Source organism: Mycoplana sp. BE70 (assembly GCF_031455855.1).
Classification (GTDB): domain Bacteria; phylum Pseudomonadota; class Alphaproteobacteria; order Rhizobiales; family Rhizobiaceae; genus Mycoplana.
The window spans coordinates 81,742-102,467 of record NZ_JAVDTM010000009.1 but is presented as its reverse complement, the minus strand read 5'-3'; the positions used below and the strand labels follow the sequence as shown (position 1 = coordinate 102,467).

Below are 20,726 nucleotides of genomic sequence, written 5' to 3'. Positions count from 1 at the left end.
CGCCCGCCTGGTGCGAGCCGGTATTCTAAGCTGTCGCTCTTTCACCTTCCATTTCGGTGTCTGATGGAGCGTGGCCGCTTGCGTCCTTCGCCCGGCTTGCGGTGAGAACGGGCCGGCAGGCGGATGAGGGGCTATTGACGTTGCCAGCGGAAGCCACCCGGCCACGCCACTCCCTCCACATGGTCAACGCTCGGTTAACCGGTCGGCGTTACAGTGAGCTCGTACTGCGTATCGAGGCTCCTCCATGTGGACCAAACATCACAAGCAACGCCGGCTGGGCCGGTTTGTCGTTCCGGCGATCACGATCGCCTTCCTCTCCTATTTCAGCTATCATTCGATCCACGGTGGCTTTGGGCTGCGTGCGATGGAGCAGTTCGAGCGCCACCGGATTACCCGCCAGGCGCGGCTTGACGTGCTGGTCGAGGAGCGTAAGCGGTTGGAGCGTGAGGTCGCGCTGATGAGCGACGGCTCGCTGGAAAGGGACATTCTGGACGAAAAAGCGCGCTTCGCACTCAACATGTCGCGAAGCGACGAGATCGTTATTTTCCACTGACAAGGTCGATTAACTGAAATCAAGTTAATCGATAATACCGCTGCTATTTCAGTTGCTTGCACGGAATGCGAGCCATGCATTTATGGCATTGCTCGCGCGTCGTCCTTCCCCTATGGTTTGTACAAAAGGCATGAACCCGGGGAGGACTGTATGGCTCCGCGTAAAACCGCGACCGTATCGAGCCGCAAGAGTGCGGCAAAGCCTGTCAAGAAAGACTTCAACGGCGGTATCATCGCCGATTTTTCCAAGGAAGACGACCTCAAGGCCTATCGCGAAATGCTGCTGATCCGGCGTTTCGAGGAGAAGGCCGGCCAGCTCTACGGCATGGGCTTCATCGGCGGCTTCTGTCACCTCTACATCGGCCAGGAAGCCGTCGTCGTCGGCATGCAGGCGGCGTTGAAGGAGGGTGACCAGGTCATCACCGGTTATCGCGATCATGGTCACATGCTGGCTTGCGGCATGAGCGCGCGCGGCGTGATGGCGGAACTGACCGGACGCCGCGGCGGCCTTTCCAAGGGCAAGGGCGGCTCCATGCACATGTTCTCCAAGGAGAAGAATTTCTACGGCGGCCACGGCATCGTCGGCGGCCAGGTGTCGCTCGGCACCGGTCTCGCCTTTGCCAACAAGTATCGCGGCAATGACAACGTGTCGCTCGCCTATTTCGGTGACGGCGCGGCCAACCAGGGCCAGGTCTACGAGAGCTTCAACATGGCAGCCCTCTGGAAGCTGCCGGTGATCTACATCATCGAGAACAACCGTTACGCGATGGGAACCTCCGTTTCGCGCGCCTCGGCGCAGACCGACTTCTCGCAGCGCGGCGCCTCCTTCAATATCCCCGGCTACCAGGTCGACGGCATGGACGTCCGCGCCGTAAAGGCCGCCGCCGAAGAGGCTGTTGCGCATTGCCGTTCGGGCAAGGGGCCGATCATCCTCGAGATGCTCACCTACCGCTATCGCGGCCACTCCATGTCGGACCCGGCGAAGTACCGCTCCAAGGACGAAGTGCAGAAGATGCGCTCCGAGCACGACCCGATCGAACAGGTGCGGGCGCGCCTGCTGGAGAAGGGCTGGGCCACCGAGGACGAGCTGAAGCAGATCGACAAGGAAGTGCGTGACATCGTCGCCGACAGCGCCGACTTCGCCCAGTCCGATCCGGAGCCGGATGTATCCGAGCTCTACACCGACATTCTGATCTGATCCGGGCGGAGGAACCAACATGCCGATCGATATTCTCATGCCCGCCCTGTCGCCGACGATGGAAGAGGGCACGCTGTCCAAGTGGCTCAAGAACGAAGGCGACGCCATCAAGGCCGGCGACGTGATCGCCGAGATTGAAACCGACAAGGCGACCATGGAAGTGGAAGCCGTCGACGAAGGCACGATTGCCAAGATCGTCGTTCCGGCCGGCACCGAAAACGTCAAGGTCAATGCGCTGATCGCCGTGCTCGCCGCCGAAGGCGAAGACGTCGACCAGCTCGACAAGGGCATTGGCGAGGACGAGGTGAAGCCGGTCAAGGCCGCCGAAGCGCCAGCCGCCAAGGCAGAGCCGGCTCCGGCCGCAGCCTCGGTTCCGGCCCAGCCGATCGCACAGGTTGCCGCCGATCCGGACATCCCGGCCGGCACCGAAATGGTCTCGACCACCGTGCGTGAAGCTCTGCGCGACGCCATGGCCGAAGAAATGCGCCGCGACGGCGACGTCTTCGTCATGGGCGAGGAAGTGGCCGAGTACCAGGGCGCCTACAAGATCACGCAGGGTCTCTTGCAGGAATTCGGCGAAAACCGTGTCATCGATACCCCGATCACCGAGCACGGCTTTGCCGGTGTTGGCGTCGGTGCGGCGATGACCGGCCTGAAGCCGATCGTCGAGTTCATGACCTTCAACTTTGCCATGCAGGCGATCGACCATCTGATCAACTCGGCTGCCAAGACACTCTACATGTCGGGCGGCCAGATGGGCGCGCCGATCGTTTTCCGTGGTCCGAACGGTGCGGCCGCTCGCGTCGCCGCCCAGCACTCGCAGTGCTACGCCGCCTGGTACAGCCACATCCCGGGCCTCAAGGTGGTCATGCCCTACACGGCAGCCGACGCCAAGGGCCTCTTGAAGGCTGCGATCCGTGACCCGAACCCGGTGATATTCCTGGAAAACGAAATCCTCTACGGCCAGCACTTCGACGTGCCGAAGCTCGATGATTTTGTCCTGCCGATCGGCAAGGCGCGCATCCATCGCCCGGGCAAGGACGTGACTGTCGTCTCCTTTGGTATCGGCATGACCTATGCCACGAAGGCGGTGGCGGAACTTGAGAAGGAAGGCATCGACGTCGAGCTGATCGACCTGCGCACCATCCGCCCGATGGACCTGCCGACGATCATCGAATCGGTCAAGAAGACCGGTCGCCTCGTCACCGTCGAGGAAGGCTTCCCGCAGAACTCGGTCGGCACCGAGATCGCCACTCGCGTCATGCAGCAGGCTTTCGACTATCTCGATGCGCCGATCCTGACGATCGCCGGCAAGGACGTGCCGATGCCCTATGCGGCCAACCTCGAGAAGCTGGCGCTTCCGAATGTCGGCGAAGTCATCGAGGCGGTGAAAGCCGTCTGCTACAAGTAAGGGGAGGGCGGAGACATGCCGATCAACATCACCATGCCCGCCCTTTCGCCGACCATGGAGGAGGGAAACCTCTCTAAGTGGCTCGTCAAGGAAGGCGACAAGATCAAGTCCGGCGACGTGATTGCCGAAATCGAGACCGACAAGGCGACCATGGAAGTGGAAGCCGTCGATGAGGGCACGATTGCCAAGATCGTCGTTCCGGCCGGAACCGAAGGGGTCAAGGTCAACTCGCTGATTGCGGTGCTGGCTGCCGACGGCGAAGACGTCAAGGCGGCGGCAAGCGCTGCCGCTGGCGGCGCTCCGGCTCCGAAGGCAGAAGCAGTTGCACCGGCTGCGGCTCCGGCACCTGTTGCAACTAGCGCACCCGCCGCAGCACCGGCGTCCGCGGCACCCGCTGCTGCCCCGACCAAGGCCGACGGCAGCCGCACCTTCTCCTCGCCGCTCGCCCGTCGCCTTGCCAAGGAAACCGGCATTGATATTTCCGCGGTCGCCGGTTCCGGTCCGCGTGGCCGCGTCGTCAAGGCCGACGTCGAAGCTGCCGTTTCCGGTGGCGCGAAGAAGGCTGCCGCAGCACCGGCTGCTGCCGCGGCTGCACCTGCCGCGCTGGCCAAGGGCCCGTCCGACGAGGCCGTCCTCAAGCTGTTCGAGGAAGGCTCCTACGAGCTCGTGCCGCATGACGGCATGCGCAAGACGATTGCCCGCCGCCTCGTCGAGTCCAAGCAGACCGTCCCGCACTTCTACGTTTCGGTCGATTGCGAGCTCGACGCGCTGATGGCGCTGCGCGCGCAGATCAATGCGGCCGCCCCCGAAAAGGACGACAAGCCGGCCTACAAGCTCTCGGTCAACGACATGGTCATCAAGGCCATGGCGCTTGCCCTGCGGGACGTGCCGGACGCCAACGTCTCCTGGACGGACTCGGCCATGGTCAAGCACAAGCATTCCGATGTCGGCGTCGCCGTGTCGATCCCGGGCGGCCTGATCACGCCGATCATCCGCCATGCGGAAACGAAGAGCCTGTCGGCCATCTCCAACGAAATGAAGGACCTCGGCAAGCGCGCCAAGGAACGCAAGCTGAAGCCGGAAGAATACCAGGGCGGCACCACCTCGGTCTCCAATATGGGCATGATGGGCGTGAAGAACTTCGCCGCCGTCATCAACCCGCCGCATGCGACAATCCTCGCGGTCGGCGCCGGCGAGGAGCGCGTGGTGGTGAAGAAGGGCCAGATGGTCATCGTCCAGGCGATGACGGTCACGCTCTCGACGGACCATCGCTGCGTCGACGGCGCGCTCGGGGCCGAACTTCTGCAGGCCTTCAAACGCTACATCGAGAACCCGATGGGGATGCTGGTCTAGCAGGCGAAAGCAAGATGATGGGTGTGCGCGGATTGACTTCTCTTATCAAGGATCCGTTCCGCGCCGCCAGAAGGTCCATTTGTGCGGCATTCTTCAGTGGGATGGCGGGTTGCGTCATGTTTCTGTTTGTGGCGGAACTGGCCGTCTCCTACTGGGTTGTGGATCAGGATTTCTTCCTTGTCATCGTCAACGTGGTACCCACTGCCGTAGCAATCGGATGCGCTTCGTGGATTGTACAATTGATGACGAGGTCAAATGCCGCGATAGGTTGGGCGATGCTGGTTTTAGCAATCGCAATGGCACTTGGTTTGCTGACGCTGTTTCAGAAGCTTGCTGTTGAGCGGACTGAGTTAGAGTACGTCTATCTTGTCGGAGCACTGATACCGGGCCTCGCTATGTTCGCCGTGCACTGGCTCTACTTTAGGATTGGAATTGGCGTGAATCGAACCCCGCCGAGAACAATGGAGGATGCGCGATGAAAACCATCCTCTGCTATGGCGACAGCCTGACCTGGGGCTACGACGCGGAAACGCTCGGGCGCCATGCGCCGGAGGACCGTTGGCCGAGCGTTCTGCAGAAAGCGCTCGGACCGGACGTGCAGGTGATCGTCGAAGGGTTGAACGGCCGCACCACGGCCTATGACGACCATCTCGCCGATTGTGACAGGAACGGCGCCCGCATCCTGCCGACGGTCCTGCATAGCCATGGCCCGATCGATCTCATCATCCTCCTGCTCGGCGCCAACGACATGAAGCCAGTGCTCTGCGGGACCGCCTTCGGTGCGATGCAGGGCATGGAGCGGCTGGTCAACCTGGTGCGCCACCACGCCTGGCCTTTCGACAGCGAGGAACAGCCGGAGATCCTGATCGTTGCGCCGCCGCCGCTCTGCGAAACGGCGAACACGGCCTTCGCGGCGATGTTTTCCGGCGGGGTCGAGCAGTCGGCCATGCTGGCGACGCTCTATGCGGACCTGGCCGACGAAAAAGGCTGCGGCTTCTTCGATGCGGGCTCGGTGGCGCAGACGACGCCGCTCGACGGGGTGCATCTGGATGCGGAGAACACGCGGGCGATCGGTCGCGGAGTGGAACCGGTCGTGCGCATGATGCTGGGGCTTTGACGGCAATGTTTGATGGAGATCAAGGAGTTACGCGTTTCGCGGTCTAGGCTGGTTGCATCGACTTGAAAAGGAGATGCGACCATGTCGAACACCCCGCACCAACTGGCTGAGGAATTCCCGGAATATGTCGGCAAGATTCGGCACTTGCGGGAGGTCGACGGACACTTCCACCGCATCACCGAAGACTATGATGTGGTGAACCGGGCGATCCATCGGGCGGAAACGAACATCGAGCCCGCGGACGACTTCCACATGGCGGACATGCGGAAGGAACGAATGCGGCTCAAGGACGAAATCTACGGGACGCTGACGCGGCTGGAAACTGCGGAGGAGCGTCCCTGAGGGTCGGAGACGCTTCCGCTCCTCAGACAACGACGGCAGGGCGCTTCTGCGCACGGCCCCTAAGAGAGATAAAGAGGAGTGGAAGCGCTCATGGCGAACGCCTACGACGTCATCGTTATCGGTTCGGGTCCCGGCGGCTACATCGCCGCCATCCGCGCCGCCCAGCTCGGCCTCAAGACGGCGATCGTCGAGCGCGAACATCTGGCCGGCATCTGCTCCAACTGGGGCTGCATCCCGACCAAGGCGCTGCTGCGGTCGGCTGAGATCTTCCACTACGCGAAGCATCCGGGCGATTACGGCATCAAGATCGAAGGCATGGTGACGCCGGACCTCAAGGCGATCGTTGCCCGTTCGCGCGGTATCGCCCAGCGGATGAACGGCGGTGTCGGCTTTTTGATGAAGAAGAACAAGGTCGACATCATCTGGGGCGAGGCGAAGCTGACGAAGCCCGGCGAGATCGTCGTGTCGAAGACGACCAAGGCGATCCAGCAGCCGCAGGCGCCGCTGCCGAAGAACGTCCTGCCGGAAGGCACCTACACCGCCAAGCACATCATCATCGCCACCGGCGCCCGCCCGCGCGCGTTGCCCGGCATCGAACCGGACGGCAAGCTGATCTGGACCTATTTCGAGGCGATGAAGCCGGAGGAAATGCCGAAGTCGTTGCTCGTAATGGGCTCGGGCGCGATCGGCATCGAGTTCGCTTCGTTCTACCGCACCCTCGGCGTCGACGTGACGGTGGTCGAAGTGATGCCGACCGTCATGCCGGTCGAAGATGCGGAAATCTCCGCGCTCGCCAGGAAGCAGTTCGAAAAGCAGGGCATGAAGATCCACCTGGAGGCCAAGGTCATCAAGGTGGAGAAGGCGGCCAATTCGATCACCGCCCACGTCGAGATGAAGGACGGCAAGGTCGAAAAGATCATGGCCGACCGGATGATCTCGGCCGTCGGCGTGCAGGCGAACGTCGAAAGCATCGGTCTGGAAGCGCTCGGCGTGAAGACCGACCGCGGCTTCATCGCCATCGACGGCTACGGCAAGACCAACGTGCCGGGCATCTACGCGATCGGCGACGTCGCCGGCCCGCCGATGCTCGCCCACAAGGCCGAGCACGAGGCGGTAATCTGCGTCGAGAAGATCGCAGGTCTCCCGAACGTCCATCCGATGGACAAGCTGAAGATCCCCGGCTGCACCTATTGCCATCCGCAGGTCGCCTCGGTCGGGCTGACGGAAGCGAAGGCGAAGGAACAGGGCCGCGACATCCGCGTCGGCCGCTTCCCCTTCGTCGCCAACGGCAAGGCGATCGCGCTCGGCGAGGACCAGGGCATGGTCAAGACGATCTTCGACAAGAAGACCGGTGAACTGCTCGGCGCCCATCTGGTCGGTGCGGAAGTGACCGAACTGATCCAGGGCTTCGTCGTGGCGATGAACCTCGAGACGACCGAGGAAGAGCTGATGCACACGATCTTCCCGCATCCGACGATCTCGGAAACGATGAAGGAAAGCGTGCTCGACGCCTATGGGCGGGCGCTGAACGCCTGAGCGCGCGGCCGGCCGCTGCCCAGCGGGCCGCTTGTACGCGCGTTGGGGCAAGGCGGCGCCCTATCTCTGCCGTCATCCCGGACTTGATCCGGGATCCAGCAGCGCTGCGTCTGCGGCGCAAATGATGCTTTTCTCGCGCAAGGACTTGCGCGGGCTGGATGCGGACCAAGTCCGGCATGACGGAAGTGGGTGGCGTTGCCCGCTGCTTTTTGGGGGCAGCAACAGCGGTCGCCCAGGGCGGACGGACAATCGAAGGGAGGCGTGAATGCAGGTGGGGTGGATCGCGGGGATCATCATCGGCGGTGTGGCGGGATGGCTCGCCGGCAAGCTGATGGATATCCGCTTCGGTGTTTTCATGAACATCATTATCGGTATGGTCGGCGCAGTTCTGGCGAACGCGATCTTCGATCGTGCCGGCATCCATGTCGCCAGCGGTTGGCTGGGTTACCTCGTGCAGGGTTTCGTCGGCTCCTGCATTCTGTTATTCCTCGCGAAACTCGTCAGGCGTTGACGGCTCTCGCAGCATAGTCGGTTAAAGGCAGGTATTTATGGTCACGATTCTCGACAGGACCAATGGCGATGAACTGCGCGTCCGTCATCCGGAAAAAGCGCATCGTCCCGACACTGAAGTGCTGCGCAAACCGGAGTGGATTCGCGTCAAGGCGCCCGTCTCGAAGGGCTACCAGGAGACGCGCTCCATCGTGAAGGACAACAAGTTGGTGACGGTCTGCGAAGAGGCGGGCTGTCCCAACATCGGTGAATGCTGGGACAAGAAGCACGCCACCTTCATGATCATGGGCGAAATCTGCACCCGTGCCTGCGCCTTCTGCAACGTTGCCACCGGCAAGCCGAACGCGCTCGATCAGGATGAGCCGGAAAATGTCGCCAAGGCCGTCAAGCAGATGGGCCTGTCGCACGTCGTCGTCACTTCCGTTGACCGCGACGACCTAGACGACGGTGGCGCCGAACATTTCGAGAAGGTGATCTGGGCGATCCGCGCCGCATCGCCGACGACGACGATCGAGATCCTGACCCCCGACTTCCTGAAAAAGCCGGGCGCGCTGGAGCGCGTCGTCGCCGCCAAGCCTGACGTCTTCAACCACAATCTGGAAACCGTGCCGGGCAACTACCTGACCGTCCGTCCCGGCGCGCGCTACTTTCACTCCGTTCGCCTGTTGCAGCGCGTCAAGGAGCTTGACCCGACGATGTTCACCAAGTCGGGCATCATGGTGGGCCTCGGCGAGGAGCGCAACGAGGTGCTCCAGTTGATGGACGACCTGCGCACGGCCGACGTGGACTTCCTGACGATGGGCCAGTACCTGCAGCCGACGCGCAAGCACCACAAGGTGGAAAAGTTCGTCACGCCGGAGGAGTTCAAGTCCTACGAGACGGTCGCTTACACCAAGGGCTTCCTGATGGTCTCCGCCAGCCCGCTGACGCGCTCCTCCCACCACGCCGGTGACGACTTCGCCCGGCTGAGGGCCGCCCGCGAGAAGAAGCAGCTCGCCGCGGCCGAATAGTTTCCGATCTACAAGTTTGTGCGGGCCGTGGTTGTGAAACCGCGGCCCGCATCCTTTTGGGGGATCCGGTTGTCGGCCAACGTTAGCGGGCGTAGGGTGCAGGTGTCGCCTCTCGCTGGCGGCGAGTGGCCGGTTGCCCGCGAGGGAGGTTGCGCATGGATATCGAGGTCCTGTTCCGGCAGGCGGCAGACGAGGCCGCCCGGTATCGCAAGTCCATTTCTGAGCGGCTGCACCGACCCAAAGAGGACTACGCGGCGGCGTCGGACGCCTTCGAGGAGCCGTTGCCCGAGGTCATGTCCGAGCCGGGTGCCGTCATTGAGGCTCTGGTGGCGCGGGCGGAACCCGGTCTGCACCTGATGACGGGGCCGCGTTTCTTCGGTTGGGTGATCGGTGGCTCGCATCCCGTCGGCGTCGCCGCCGACATGCTCACCTCCGCCTGGGGCCAGAATGCCGGAAACCATTCCGCGGCACCGGCTGCCTCCGCAGTTGAGTCACTGTCCGCGCGGTGGCTGCTGGAACTGCTCGGGCTGCCCCGGCAGAGTTCGGTCGGCTTCGTCACAGGCGCGACGGTCGCAAATTTCACCTGTCTTGCGGCTGCCCGCGGCGAAGTGCTGCGCAGGCAGGGCTGGGATGCGGATGCGCAAGGGCTGTTCGGAGCCCCGCCGATCACCGTATTGATCGGCGACGATGCCCATACCACGGTGTTTTCAGCCCTGCAGTTTCTCGGCCTTGGGCGTGACCGGGTAATCAGGATCCCAACCGACGAGGAGGGGCGCATCCGACCGGATGCGTTCATAACGGCCCTGGCAGCCATCGAGGGGCCGGCCATTGCCATTCTCCAGGCCGGGCAGATCAACACCGGTGCCTTCGACGCTTTCGCTGCACTGATCCCGGAAGCAAAGGCAAAGGGCGCCTGGGTGCATGTCGACGGCGCCTTCGGTCTCTGGGCGCGAGCTTGCCCGGCGAAGCGCCTGCTTGCGGCGGGTGTCGAACTAGCCGACAGCTGGGCGACAGACGGACACAAATGGCTGCAGACGCCCTACGACTGCGGCTATGCGATCGTGCGCGACGAACTTGCGCACCGGCGCGCGATGACGATTGCCGCGAGTTATCTGCCGCTGGCGCAGGCGGGCGAACGCGACCCGTCGCACTATGTGCCGGAACTTTCGCGTCGCGCTCGCGGCTTTGCCACCTGGGCGATGATCAAGCATCTCGGTCGCAGCGGCATTGCCGAGCTTGTGGAGAAAAACTGCCATGCCGCAACCGAGATTGCCCGCATGATCGCGGCGCGCGACGGCATCCGCGTGCTGAACGCGGTGCAACTCAATCAGGTCATCGTGCAGTTCGGCGACGACCTTGCGCCGGAGGCGACGGACCGCATGACGCAGGATGTGATCGCGCTCCTGCAGAAGGAGGGGCAGATCTTCGCCGGCGGTGCTGAGTGGCGTGGCCGCCAGGTGATGCGGATATCCGTGTCGAACTACCAGACCGACGAGGACCAGGCCGAGATGGCTGCGGAAGTCATCCTCGCGGCCTATGCAAGGGTGTCCTCCGGGATGGCGTGAGCGGATCAGGCAACGCGCTTGTTCGCTGGACCATCTTGTTTCGCAACGTGTGTTTGAATATCTGGTCAGTATGCCCAAGTTCGAAACGCACCGCCCCGTTCCGCATACGCCCGAGCAGATGTACGCGCTCGTCGCCGACGTCGGGCGTTATCCCGAGTTCCTGCCGCTTTGCGAGGGGCTCGTCGTGCGCACCCGCAAGGAGCGCGACGGCAAGGAATTGCTGATCGCCGACATGACCGTCGGTTACAAGGCGATCCGCGAAACGTTCACCACGCAGGTGCTGTTGAACAGCACCGAACAGGCGATCGATGTGAAATACATCGACGGCCCGTTTCGGTATCTCGACAACCGCTGGCGTTTCGAGCCGCTTGGCGAGGCTGAATGCAACGTCCACTTCTTCATCGACTACGAGTTCAAGAGCCGGATCCTCGGCGCGTTGATGGGGTCGATGTTCGACCGGGCCTTCCACATGTTCTCCGAAGCCTTCGAGAAGCGCGCGGATACGATCTACCGAAGCTGAGTAACTCTTGTCTCGCGAAAGTGCGCCCAAGTATGCAACTGCGCGATTCAGTTCACAGTACACGGCACAGCACCTGACATGGCCTTCGCCCCTCACCCTAACCCTCTCCCCGCACGCGGGGAGAGGGGAGCGGCCCGTTTCGGACGTTGCGAGACCGTATGGGGCAAGCGGCAGCTGCTTGTTTTCTTCTCCCCGCTTGCGGGGAGAAGGTGCGCGGCAGGGCGGATGAGGGGCGGAAACCCTGACGCTCCGGACGGACGCGGGTCCCCGGATAACAACTTATGCGTTCGGCCCCGCCCCGGTCGGACCTCAGGCTCCGCCGAGTTCTGAAAGCATCTCGAGGGCGGTGCGAACCGTGGCCAGGCGGATCTCGTGACGACCAATGTCGCCATAGCGCATCTCGCGGTGCCGCAAGTGGCCGTCCCGCCGCGCGGCGGCCAGATGGACGAGACCCACCGGCTTTTCCTGCGAGCCGCCGCCGGGACCGGCTACACCGGTGACGGCGACAGCGACCTCGGCGTTCGAAGCGGCAAGCGCGCCGCGGGCCATCTCGATCGCTGTCTCCTGCGAGACAGCGCCATGGAGCGCCAGCGTCGCCTCGGACACCTTCAGCAACTCCGTCTTGGCAGCGTTGGAATAGGTCACGAAGCCGCGGTCCACCACCGCCGACGAGCCGGCGATCTCGGTCAATGCGGCCGCGATGAGACCGCCGGTGCACGATTCGGCCGTGGCGACTCGCAGGCCGCTGTCTGAAAACGCCTCCACCAGCGACCGGGCTTGATCCTCAATGTCGGCAGGCCACATGGTCTTGGCTCCGTTTATCGGTAGACGACGGTTGCTGTGGCGATCGCCGCGATACCTTCGCGGCGGCCGATGAAGCCGACCTTTTCATTGGTCGTCGCCTTCACCGAGCAACGATCGAGCGCAATGCCGAGCATGTCGGCCAGGTTCTTCCGCATCTCCTCGCGGTGCGGGCCGATCTTCGGCGCTTCCGCGATCAGAGAGACGTCTGCATTCATGATCACACCGCCCTTGGCGCGCACGATCTTCGCCGCATGCTCGAGGAAGATGCGTGAGGCGGCCCCTTTCCATTGTGGATCGGATGGCGGGAAATGGTCGCCGATGTCGCCGGCGCCGCAGGTGGCAAGTAGCGCATCCGTCAGCGCATGCAGCGCCACGTCGGCGTCGGAATGGCCTGAAAGCTTTTGGTCGTGCGGCAGGAAAATGCCGCAGAGCGTCACGCCGTCGCCTTCGACCAACTGGTGGACATCGTAGCCGTTGCCCGTGCGTACGTCGGGCAGGGCAGTTTCGGAAAGGCGCTCATCGGCCATGGCGATATCCTTCTGTAGCGTCAGCTTGACGTTGTCGACAGCGCCTTCGACCAGGCGCACCGGGACGCCGGCCCATTCGGCAATCGCCGCATCGTCCGTAAAATCGTCGCGCCCGCCGGCGGCGGCGCGCCGGTGGGCGTCCAGGATGGTTGTGAAGTGAAAGGCCTGCGGGGTTTGTGCGGCAAACAGGCCGGCGCGCGGTACCGTTTCGGCAACGTGACCGTCCGTATTGGAGCGTTTCAGCGTGTCGGCAACGGCAACAGCGGGAAGCACGGCACGGTCGCCGGCGGCAAGGGCCGTTTCGATTCGACGAAGCAGATCAGGATCGACAAACGGTCGGACGGCATCCTGGATGAGGACGTGGGTGATGTCGGACCCCGCGAGCGCTTCCAGCCCGGCCAGGACGGACTGTTGTCGCGTCCGGCCGCCAATGACGGTGCGGATCCGCGCCGTGCCGTCCGGCACCCGGGCAAGTGCATTGGCAAATAGGCCGCTGTCGTCGGGGTGGATCACGGCGATGACATCCCGTGCCGGACTCCAGTTGAGGAAGGCGTTGAGCGTGCGCGCGATCACCGGCCTGCCACCGATGCTGCGGTACTGTTTCGGGCCATCTGGGTGCGACCCCGCCCGTTCTCCGCGTCCTGCGGCGACAACGATCACGCCGCACGAGAGCCTGCTGTTCTCGCCCATGCCCTGCCATTTCCTCCGGCTTCAGGTGTTTCGGCCGGTTTAGACCGTTCGCCGCGACAAGGCCAGCGATATGCGGAAATTTGCGGGAGACGGTCAAAACGACTTGGCAAGCGGAAATCGTCTGGTTAAAAATGATGCACAATATTCCTCTGCATGAAAGATGAGCATTTGGTTCAAGCGGATCTCTCAGCACCGCTGACAATCGGCAATCAGACCCTGCGTAATCGCGTCGTCCTGGCGCCGATGTCGGGTGTTACCGACCTGCCGTTCCGCGAACTCGCTTGGCGCTTTGGCGCGGGTCTCGTAGTTACCGAGATGGTGGCAAGCCGCGAGCTTGCAGGCAATGCACCGGAATCCTGGGCGCGGATCCGCAATCGCGGAATTCGCCCGCACATGGTCCAACTCGCCGGCCGCGACGCGCATTGGATGGCGGAGGCGGCGCGTCTTGCGGAGGCGAACGGCGCCGACATCATCGACATCAACATGGGCTGCCCCGCCAAGAAAGTCATCGGCGGCTATTCCGGTTCGGCGTTGATGCGCGAGCCGGACCATGCCTTGCGGCTGATCGAGGCTACGGTCGGAGCCGTGAAGGTGCCTGTCACGGTCAAGATGCGGCTCGGCTGGGACCACGACAGCCTGAACGCGCCGGACATCGCCGCGCGCGCCGAGGGAGCAGGCGTGCAACTCATCACCGTGCATGGCCGCACCCGCATGCAGTTCTATGAGGGCAGGGCGGACTGGGACGCCATTCGCGCGGTTCGCGATCGGATCACGGTGCCGCTGATCGCCAATGGTGACGTCGACACCGCGGAAGACGCCGTGGAAATCCTGCAGCGATCCGGCGCGGACGCCGTCATGGTCGGCAGGTCTGCGCAGGGACGCCCATGGCACCCCGCCGTGCTCGGGGGGGCATGTGAAGAGCCGACCGGCGCAGAGCGCGCCGCCATCGCCGTCGAGCATTACCGGATGATGCTGGATTTCTACGGCCCCGTCGCCGGTCTTCGCCATGCGCGAAAGCATGTTGGCTGGTACCTGGAGCGCTATGCGCCCTGGCTGGAGCGCACGGCAAAGGCGGCGCTGATGACATCGACCGACAGCGAATTCGTTGCGGCCCGATTGGCGGAAGACCTGTGCGAGGTCGGCGGGCCGGCGAAGCGAGATGAGAAAGCGGCATGAGCGGCGCGGGAACGGAAGATCAGTTCGACGGCAACGGCCTCGCCCTTGCGGTGTTGAATGCGATCCAGCACCCCGTCGTCCTGGTCGACAAAGCCGGCCATATCGCCTTTGCCAACTGGGAGGCCGAGTCATTCTTCGGGGCAAGCGCCAGCCATTTGTCACGGCATGATTTCAGCAATTTCATTCCCTTCGGAAGTCCGCTTCTGACGTTGATTGAACAGGTCAGAGAACGCCGGGCGGCGGTCAACGAGTACCGGGTGGATCTCAGCTCGCCACGGCTCGGGGTCGACAAACTGGTCGATCTCTATGTCGCGCCGGTCACCAGTGAACCCGGCTCGGTCGTCGTCGTCCTGCAGGAGCGGTCGATGGCGGACAAGATCGACCGGCAATTGACGCATCGCGGAGCAGCCCGATCCGTGACCGGGCTCGCCTCGATGCTTGCGCATGAGATCAAGAATCCGCTTTCCGGTATCCGCGGTGCTGCGCAACTCCTGGAAACCTCCGTGCTGGACGAGGACAGGGCGTTGACGCGGCTGATCTGCGACGAGACCGATCGGATCGTTTCGCTTGTCGATCGCATGGAGGTTTTTTCCGACGAGCGCCCGGTCGACCGCGTTGCATTGAACATTCACGCCGTGCTCGATCACGTGAAGGCAGTGGCGCGCGCCGGTTTCGCCCGAAACATCAAGATCAGCGAGAACTATGACCCATCCTTGCCGCCGGTCTTCGCCAACCGCGATCAGTTGGTTCAGGTGTTTCTCAACCTGATCAAGAACGCGGCGGAGGCGATCGGCGACAAGCCGGATGGAGAGATCCTGCTGACGACGGCGTACCGGCCGGGTATCCGGCTGTCGGTGGCGGGGACGAGGGAAAAGGTGTCGCTGCCGCTCGAGTTCTGCGTGCACGACAACGGGCCCGGCGTGCCGCCCGACCTGCTGCCGCACCTGTTCGACCCCTTCATCACGACGAAGACCAACGGATCGGGTCTCGGTCTGGCGCTCGTCGCCAAGATCATCGGCGCTCACGGCGGCATCATCGAATGCGACAGCCCGGGCCACCGCACGACCTTCCGCGTGCTGATGCCGGCATCAAAAGGCGTGAGCGAGGATGACGATACTCCCGAGAACAAAGGAACGAGCAGATGACAGGCGCCACAGTCCTTGTTGCCGATGACGATGCGGCGATCAGAACCGTTCTCAACCAGGCGCTGAGCAGAGCGGGCTACGATGTGCGGATCACCTCCAACGCTGCAACGCTGTGGCGCTGGATCGCCGCCGGTGAGGGCGACATCGTCGTGACCGACGTCGTCATGCCCGATGAGAACGCCTTCGATCTGCTGCCGCGCATCAAGAAGGCGCGCCCCGATCTGCCCGTTCTGGTGATGAGTGCTCAGAACACCTTCATGACCGCGATCAAGGCCTCCGAACGCGGCGCCTATGACTACCTGCCAAAACCCTTCGATCTGACCGAACTGATTGCGATCGTCGGTCGCGCGCTGGCCGAGCCGAAGAAAAAGCCGGCGAGACCCGATGACGACATGCAGGACGGGATGCCTCTGGTCGGCCGCTCGGCGGCGATGCAGGAGATCTATCGGGTGCTGGCGCGTCTGATGCAAACAGATCTGACGCTGATGATCACCGGCGAGTCCGGGACCGGCAAGGAATTGGTCGCACGTGCCCTGCACGACTATGGCAAGCGCCGCAACGGACCCTTCGTCGCGATCAACATGGCGGCGATCCCGCGCGACCTGATCGAATCGGAGCTGTTCGGCCATGAGAAGGGCGCCTTCACTGGCGCGCAGAACCGCTCGACCGGCCGCTTCGAGCAAGCCGAGGGCGGGACGCTGTTTCTCGACGAGATCGGCGACATGCCGATGGATGCGCAGACGCGGTTGCTGCGCGTCCTCCAGCAGGGTGAATATACGACCGTTGGCGGGCGCACGCCGATCCGCACCGACGTGCGGATCGTCGCCGCCACCAACAAGGACCTCAAGCAGTCCATCAATCAGGGGCTGTTTCGCGAGGATCTCTATTATCGGCTGAACGTCGTGCCGTTGCGGCTCCCTCCGTTGCGCGACCGGTCGGAAGACATACCCGACCTCGTGCGCTATTTCGTCCAGCAGGCCGAGAAACAGGGACTCGATGCCAAGCGATTCGACCAGGAGGCGCTGGATTTGATGAAGGCGCATCCCTGGCCGGGCAATGTGCGGGAGTTGGAGAACGTCGTCCGCCGCCTCACCGCGCTTTATCCACAGGATGTGATTACAAAGGAAATCATCGAATCCGAGCTTCGCGCGGATATTCCCGATAGCCCGATCGAGAAATCCGCGCCCCGCAATGGTGCGCTCACGATATCCCAGGCGGTCGAAGAGAACATGCGCCAGTACTTTGCCAGTTTCGGCGATGGTTTGCCGCCGCCCGGGCTCTACGACCGCGTCCTTGCCGAAATGGAATACCCCCTCATCCTTGCCGCGCTGACGGCCACCCGAGGCAACCAGATCAAGGCGGCTGATCTTCTCGGCCTCAACCGGAATACGCTTCGCAAGAAGATCAGGGAACTCGGCGTCTCGGTTTATCGCAGCTCCCGTCTGGCTTGACTTCGCTTCGCTCCGCGTTGCATTTTCGCCACATTGTGTTGCTTGGTGGTAACAGATGCACTGCTGGCGAATAGGCTGAGTCTCTCCGCCGTTTCCCATGCGGGACAGCGGTCGCCGCTCGAAGAGGGGCATCAGTGCGAACGAGGGCACCGGTCGGTCTCGATCGGTTGGAGCGAGTGCAGTGAATGGATGAGAACGCGACCTCGATCGAGGGCGGGGACGAGAGTGCGGGCAATACGCGCGACCGTAGGGCATCGTTTGCACTCCCGGGACTTCTCCTCGCCGGCGGGGCGCTGATCGCTGCGACGCTTTCGCTCTTTATCCTGCTCGGCCTGACGCCGATCAAGCCGGTGACGAATGTCATCATCGCTTCGGTGGCGGTGAATGCGCTGTTCGTCCTTGGCCTGATGATCCTGATCGGTCGCGAAATCGTTCGGCTATTGAGGGCCCGCTCGCGGGGGCGCGCTGCCGCCCGGTTGCACGTGCGCATCGTCGCGCTGTTCTCGGTTGTCGCCATCACTCCGGCCATTCTCGTGGCGCTATTTGCGTCGATAACGCTCGACGTCGGCCTCGACCGGTGGTTTTCCATCAGGACGCAGTCGATCGTCAGCTCTTCGCTGAACGTGGCGCAGGCTTACGTGCTGGAAAACGCCAGCTACCTGCAGGGCCAGACCGTTTCGATGTCGAACGATCTGGAGCGCAACCGCCAGCTCTACAGTCTTGACCGTACAGGCTTTACTGATCTGATGACGCGGCAGGCGCGCGGCCGCGGCATGCTGGGAGCGTTCCTGGTGCGCGGCGATGGCACCTTGATCCTGCGGGCAAACATTCCGACCGACAAGCCGCTGCCGACGGTCCCGGACGAGGCTCTGAAGGCGGCAGCAGCAGGCCAGCCGACGCTGATTCCGCCGGGGACCACCAACCTCGTCGGCGCCGTCATCAAGATCGACAACATTCCGGATACCTACCTCTACACGGTGCGGACGGTCGATCCGGAAGTGATGCGCTCCATGCGGCTGATGGAGGACAATACCGCCGAATACCGCGCGCTGGAGGCCGGGCGGACGTCGCTCCAGGTCGCCTTCGCCGTGCTCTATCTCGGCTTCGCTCTTATCGTGCTCCTGGCGGCGATCTGGACTGCGATTGCGGTGGCGGATCGGATCGTGCGGCCGATTCGCCTGCTGATCGGCGCCGCCGACGCCGTTGCCGCCGGTAACCTCGAAACCGAGGTGCCGGTGAAGAGCGCCGATGGCGATGTCGGCAGCCTGTCGCGAACCTTCAACAAGATGATCGCCGAGATCCGCGCCCAGCAGGGCCAGATTCTCGACGCCAAGGACGAGATGGATCATCGGCGCCGCTTCATCGAAGCCGTGCTGTCCGGCGTGACGGCTGCCGTGATCGGCGTCGAAGAGGGTGGCCGACTGACGATCGCCAATTCGTCGGCCGAGCAGTTGTTCGGCCACAGCTCTGGAACACTTGTCGGTGCGCGCCTCGCGGAGATAGCGCCCGAAGTGGACGCCGTGCTGCAGGAGGCCTCGCATCGATACCGCAACGACCATCGCCGGCAGATCAACATCATGCGCGGCGGCACCGAACGCACCCTGAACGTGCAGGTGACGCGGGAAGAGACGAAGGATGCGGTCGAATCCTACGTCATCACGATCGACGACATCACCGATCTCGTCATCGCGCAGCGTTCCACCGCCTGGGCCGACGTGGCCCGAAGGATTGCCCACGAGATCAAGAACCCCCTGACGCCGATCCAGTTGTCGGCGGAGCGGATCAAGCGGCGCTATGGCAAGCAGATCGACCAGGAGGACCGCGCAGTCTTCGACCAGTGCACCGACACGATTGTGCGACAGGTGGAGGACATCGGCCGGATGGTGGATGAGTTCTCGTCGTTTGCGCGCATGCCGAAGCCGACCAAGGACAAGTCCGATCTGCGGGCAATCCTCAAGGATGCCGTGTTCCTGCGGGAGATGGGCAACAGCCATGTCGCCTTCCTGAAGGAATTCGGAAACGAGCCCCTCATCGGCAATTTCGATGCCCGCATGCTCGGCCAGGCCTTCGGCAACGTCATCAAGAATGCCGTTGAGGCGATCGAGGCGCTGCCGGCGGAAGCGCCGCGCGGGGAGCGTAAGATTCTCGTCCGGGCACGCCGGGAGGAGAGCGGCCATTTCGTCGTCGACATTGTCGACAACGGCAAGGGTCTGCCGACCGAGAACCGGCATCGGATACTCGAACCCTATATGACGATGCGCGAGAAGGGCACGGGCCTCGGTCTCGCGATCGTGAAGAAGATTATCGAAGACCACGGTGGACAACTCGAATTGCACGATGCGCCGCCGGACTTCGACCACGGCCATGGGGCAATGATCCGTGTGATCCTGCCCGTCGAGGACACCCTGGCCGTCGATGCGGATGAAACTGACAAGGAACTGACCCATGGCCTCTGACATTCTGGTGGTGGACGACGAAGAGGATATTCGCGAGATCGTGTCCGGGATTCTGTCCGACGAGGGCCATGAGACGCGGACCGCCTTCGATAGTGACAGTGCGCTTCAGGCGATCAGTGATCGCGTGCCGCGCCTCGTCTTCCTCGACATCTGGATGCAGGGCAGCAAGCTCGACGGGCTGGCGCTGCTTGACGAGATCAAGAGCCGGCATCCGGACTTGCCGGTCGTGATGATTTCCGGTCACGGCAATATCGAGACTGCGGTTTCGGCCATCCGTCGCGGCGCCTACGACTTTATCGAGAAGCCGTTCAAGGCGGATCGGCTGATTCTGATCGCCGAGCGCGCGCTGGAGACCTCCAAGCTGAAGCGCGAGGTGACGGATCTGAAGCGCCGCTCCGGCGATGCGGTGGAATTGATCGGCACATCGGTTGCGGTATCGCAACTGCGCCAGACGATCGACAAGGTGTCGCCGACCAACAGCCGCATCATGATCCTCGGCCCCTCCGGCGCCGGCAAGGAACTGGTGGCGCGGATGATCCACCGCAAGTCGACGCGCGCCGGCGGGCCGTTCGTGGTGCTGAACGCCGCTGCGATCACGCCGGAGCGGATGGAGATTGCGCTGTTCGGCACCGAGGGCGGTGGCGGCCAGCAGCGCAAGACCGGCGTCCTTGAGGAGGCCCATGGCGGCATTCTCTATCTCGACGAGATCGGCGAGATGCCGCGCGAGACCCAGAACAAGATCCTGCGTGTGCTGGTCGATCAGCAGTTCGAGCGCGTCGGCGGCTCCAAGCGGGTCAAGGTCGATGTGCGGATCATTTCCTCGACCGCTTACAACCTGGAGAGCCTGATTGCCGAAGGCGCGTTCCGGGAAGATCTCTACCATCGTCTCGCCGTGGTGCCCGTGCGCGTGCCGCCGCTTGCGGAGCGACGTGAGGACATCCCCTTTCTGGTCGATATGTTCATGCGGCAGATCAGCGAGCAGGCCGGCATCCGTGCGCGCAAGATCGGCGAGGACGCGCTTGCGGTGTTGCAGGCCCACGACTGGCCGGGCAACATCCGCCAGTTGCGCAACAACATCGAGCGGTTGATGATCCTTGCCCGCAGCGATGGCCCGAACAGCCCGATCACCGCCGACATGCTGCCGACCGATGTCGGCGACATGTTGCCGAGGGTATCTTCGCAAGGCGATCAACACATCATGACGCTGCCGCTGCGCGAAGCCCGCGAAATGTTCGAGCGCGACTACCTGATCGCGCAGATCAACCGGTTCGGCGGCAATATTTCGCGTACGGCGGAATTCGTTGGCATGGAGCGTTCCGCGCTCCATCGCAAACTGAAGTCGCTTGGCGTCTAGTTCGGCGGG

General features: G+C 63.2%; 19 protein-coding genes. 17 read left to right on the top strand and 2 right to left on the bottom strand.

Annotated elements, in window-relative coordinates:
- Positions 1-244 precede the first annotated feature (244 nt).
- The 12 genes from J2Y48_RS17515 (at position 245) to J2Y48_RS17460 (ending at position 11,114) form a co-directional block, all read left to right on the top strand.
- Positions 245-553, top strand: a complete 309-nt coding sequence (locus J2Y48_RS17515; RefSeq protein WP_310420537.1) for a septum formation initiator family protein — start codon at positions 245-247, stop codon at positions 551-553.
- A 150-nt stretch (positions 554-703) separates the two neighbouring features.
- Positions 704-1,750, top strand: a complete 1,047-nt coding sequence (gene pdhA / locus J2Y48_RS17510; RefSeq protein ID WP_310420535.1) for a pyruvate dehydrogenase (acetyl-transferring) E1 component subunit alpha — start codon at positions 704-706, stop codon at positions 1,748-1,750.
- A gap of 19 nt (positions 1,751-1,769) precedes the next feature.
- Positions 1,770-3,161, top strand: coding sequence for a pyruvate dehydrogenase complex E1 component subunit beta (locus tag J2Y48_RS17505; protein ID WP_310420534.1), 1,392 nt, complete (start codon positions 1,770-1,772; stop codon positions 3,159-3,161).
- Between the two features lie 15 nt (positions 3,162-3,176).
- Positions 3,177-4,514, top strand: coding sequence for a pyruvate dehydrogenase complex dihydrolipoamide acetyltransferase (locus J2Y48_RS17500; RefSeq protein WP_310420532.1), 1,338 nt, complete (start codon positions 3,177-3,179; stop codon positions 4,512-4,514).
- A 14-nt stretch (positions 4,515-4,528) separates the two neighbouring features.
- Positions 4,529-4,993, top strand: a complete 465-nt coding sequence (locus J2Y48_RS17495; RefSeq protein WP_310420530.1) for a hypothetical protein — start codon at positions 4,529-4,531, stop codon at positions 4,991-4,993.
- The gene (locus J2Y48_RS17490) at positions 4,990-5,631 is read left to right on the top strand and encodes an SGNH/GDSL hydrolase family protein (protein WP_310420528.1); all 642 of its coding nucleotides are present in this window, start codon (positions 4,990-4,992) and stop codon (positions 5,629-5,631) included. The genes J2Y48_RS17495 and J2Y48_RS17490 overlap by 4 nt, the downstream gene beginning before the upstream one ends.
- An 81-nt stretch (positions 5,632-5,712) precedes the next feature.
- On the top strand, positions 5,713-5,973 hold the full coding sequence (locus J2Y48_RS17485; protein ID WP_310420526.1) for a DUF465 domain-containing protein: 261 nt from the start codon (positions 5,713-5,715) through the stop codon (positions 5,971-5,973).
- 90 nt (positions 5,974-6,063) lie between these two features.
- Positions 6,064-7,509, top strand: coding sequence for a dihydrolipoyl dehydrogenase (gene lpdA, locus J2Y48_RS17480; RefSeq protein WP_310420524.1), 1,446 nt, complete (start codon positions 6,064-6,066; stop codon positions 7,507-7,509).
- A gap of 265 nt (positions 7,510-7,774) precedes the next feature.
- Positions 7,775-8,020 (top strand): GlsB/YeaQ/YmgE family stress response membrane protein, encoded by a 246-nt coding sequence (locus J2Y48_RS17475; RefSeq protein ID WP_310420522.1) that lies wholly within the window; start codon positions 7,775-7,777, stop codon positions 8,018-8,020.
- Positions 8,021-8,057: 37 nt separating this feature from the next.
- Complete coding sequence (gene lipA, locus J2Y48_RS17470; protein ID WP_310420520.1) at positions 8,058-9,029, top strand: lipoyl synthase; 972 nt, start codon at positions 8,058-8,060, stop codon at positions 9,027-9,029.
- Between the two features lie 155 nt (positions 9,030-9,184).
- On the top strand, positions 9,185-10,594 hold the full coding sequence (locus J2Y48_RS17465) for an aspartate aminotransferase family protein (protein WP_310420518.1): 1,410 nt from the start codon (positions 9,185-9,187) through the stop codon (positions 10,592-10,594).
- A 70-nt stretch (positions 10,595-10,664) separates the two neighbouring features.
- Entirely contained in the window at positions 10,665-11,114 is a 450-nt protein-coding gene (locus tag J2Y48_RS17460; protein ID WP_310420516.1) for a type II toxin-antitoxin system RatA family toxin, read from the top strand.
- A 309-nt stretch (positions 11,115-11,423) separates the two neighbouring features.
- Here the strand turns inward: J2Y48_RS17460 and J2Y48_RS17455 are convergent, their stop codons facing one another.
- Complete coding sequence (locus J2Y48_RS17455; protein WP_310420514.1) at positions 11,424-11,918, bottom strand: CinA family protein; 495 nt, start codon at positions 11,916-11,918, stop codon at positions 11,424-11,426.
- A 14-nt stretch (positions 11,919-11,932) separates the two neighbouring features.
- Complete coding sequence (locus J2Y48_RS17450) at positions 11,933-13,135, bottom strand: bifunctional 2-C-methyl-D-erythritol 4-phosphate cytidylyltransferase/2-C-methyl-D-erythritol 2,4-cyclodiphosphate synthase (RefSeq protein WP_310420512.1); 1,203 nt, start codon at positions 13,133-13,135, stop codon at positions 11,933-11,935.
- A gap of 153 nt (positions 13,136-13,288) precedes the next feature.
- Here J2Y48_RS17450 and dusB point away from each other — a divergent pair, with 153 nt between their 5' ends.
- The 5 genes from dusB (at position 13,289) to J2Y48_RS17425 (ending at position 20,717) form a co-directional block, all read left to right on the top strand.
- Positions 13,289-14,311 carry a tRNA dihydrouridine synthase DusB gene (dusB, locus tag J2Y48_RS17445; RefSeq protein ID WP_310420510.1) on the top strand — a complete coding sequence of 341 codons (1,023 nt, stop codon included), beginning with the start codon at positions 13,289-13,291 and terminating at the stop codon, positions 14,309-14,311.
- Positions 14,308-15,456 carry a nitrogen regulation protein NR(II) gene (locus J2Y48_RS17440; RefSeq protein WP_310420508.1) on the top strand — a complete coding sequence of 383 codons (1,149 nt, stop codon included), beginning with the start codon at positions 14,308-14,310 and terminating at the stop codon, positions 15,454-15,456. Before dusB ends, J2Y48_RS17440 begins: the two co-directional genes overlap by 4 nt.
- Positions 15,453-16,907, top strand: coding sequence for a nitrogen regulation protein NR(I) (ntrC, locus tag J2Y48_RS17435; protein WP_310420506.1), 1,455 nt, complete (start codon positions 15,453-15,455; stop codon positions 16,905-16,907). The genes J2Y48_RS17440 and ntrC overlap by 4 nt, the downstream gene beginning before the upstream one ends.
- A 185-nt stretch (positions 16,908-17,092) precedes the next feature.
- On the top strand, positions 17,093-19,363 hold the full coding sequence (locus J2Y48_RS17430; protein ID WP_310420504.1) for a PAS domain-containing sensor histidine kinase: 2,271 nt from the start codon (positions 17,093-17,095) through the stop codon (positions 19,361-19,363).
- The gene (locus J2Y48_RS17425; protein ID WP_310420502.1) at positions 19,353-20,717 is read left to right on the top strand and encodes a sigma-54 dependent transcriptional regulator; all 1,365 of its coding nucleotides are present in this window, start codon (positions 19,353-19,355) and stop codon (positions 20,715-20,717) included. Before J2Y48_RS17430 ends, J2Y48_RS17425 begins: the two co-directional genes overlap by 11 nt.
- Positions 20,718-20,726 lie beyond the last annotated feature (9 nt).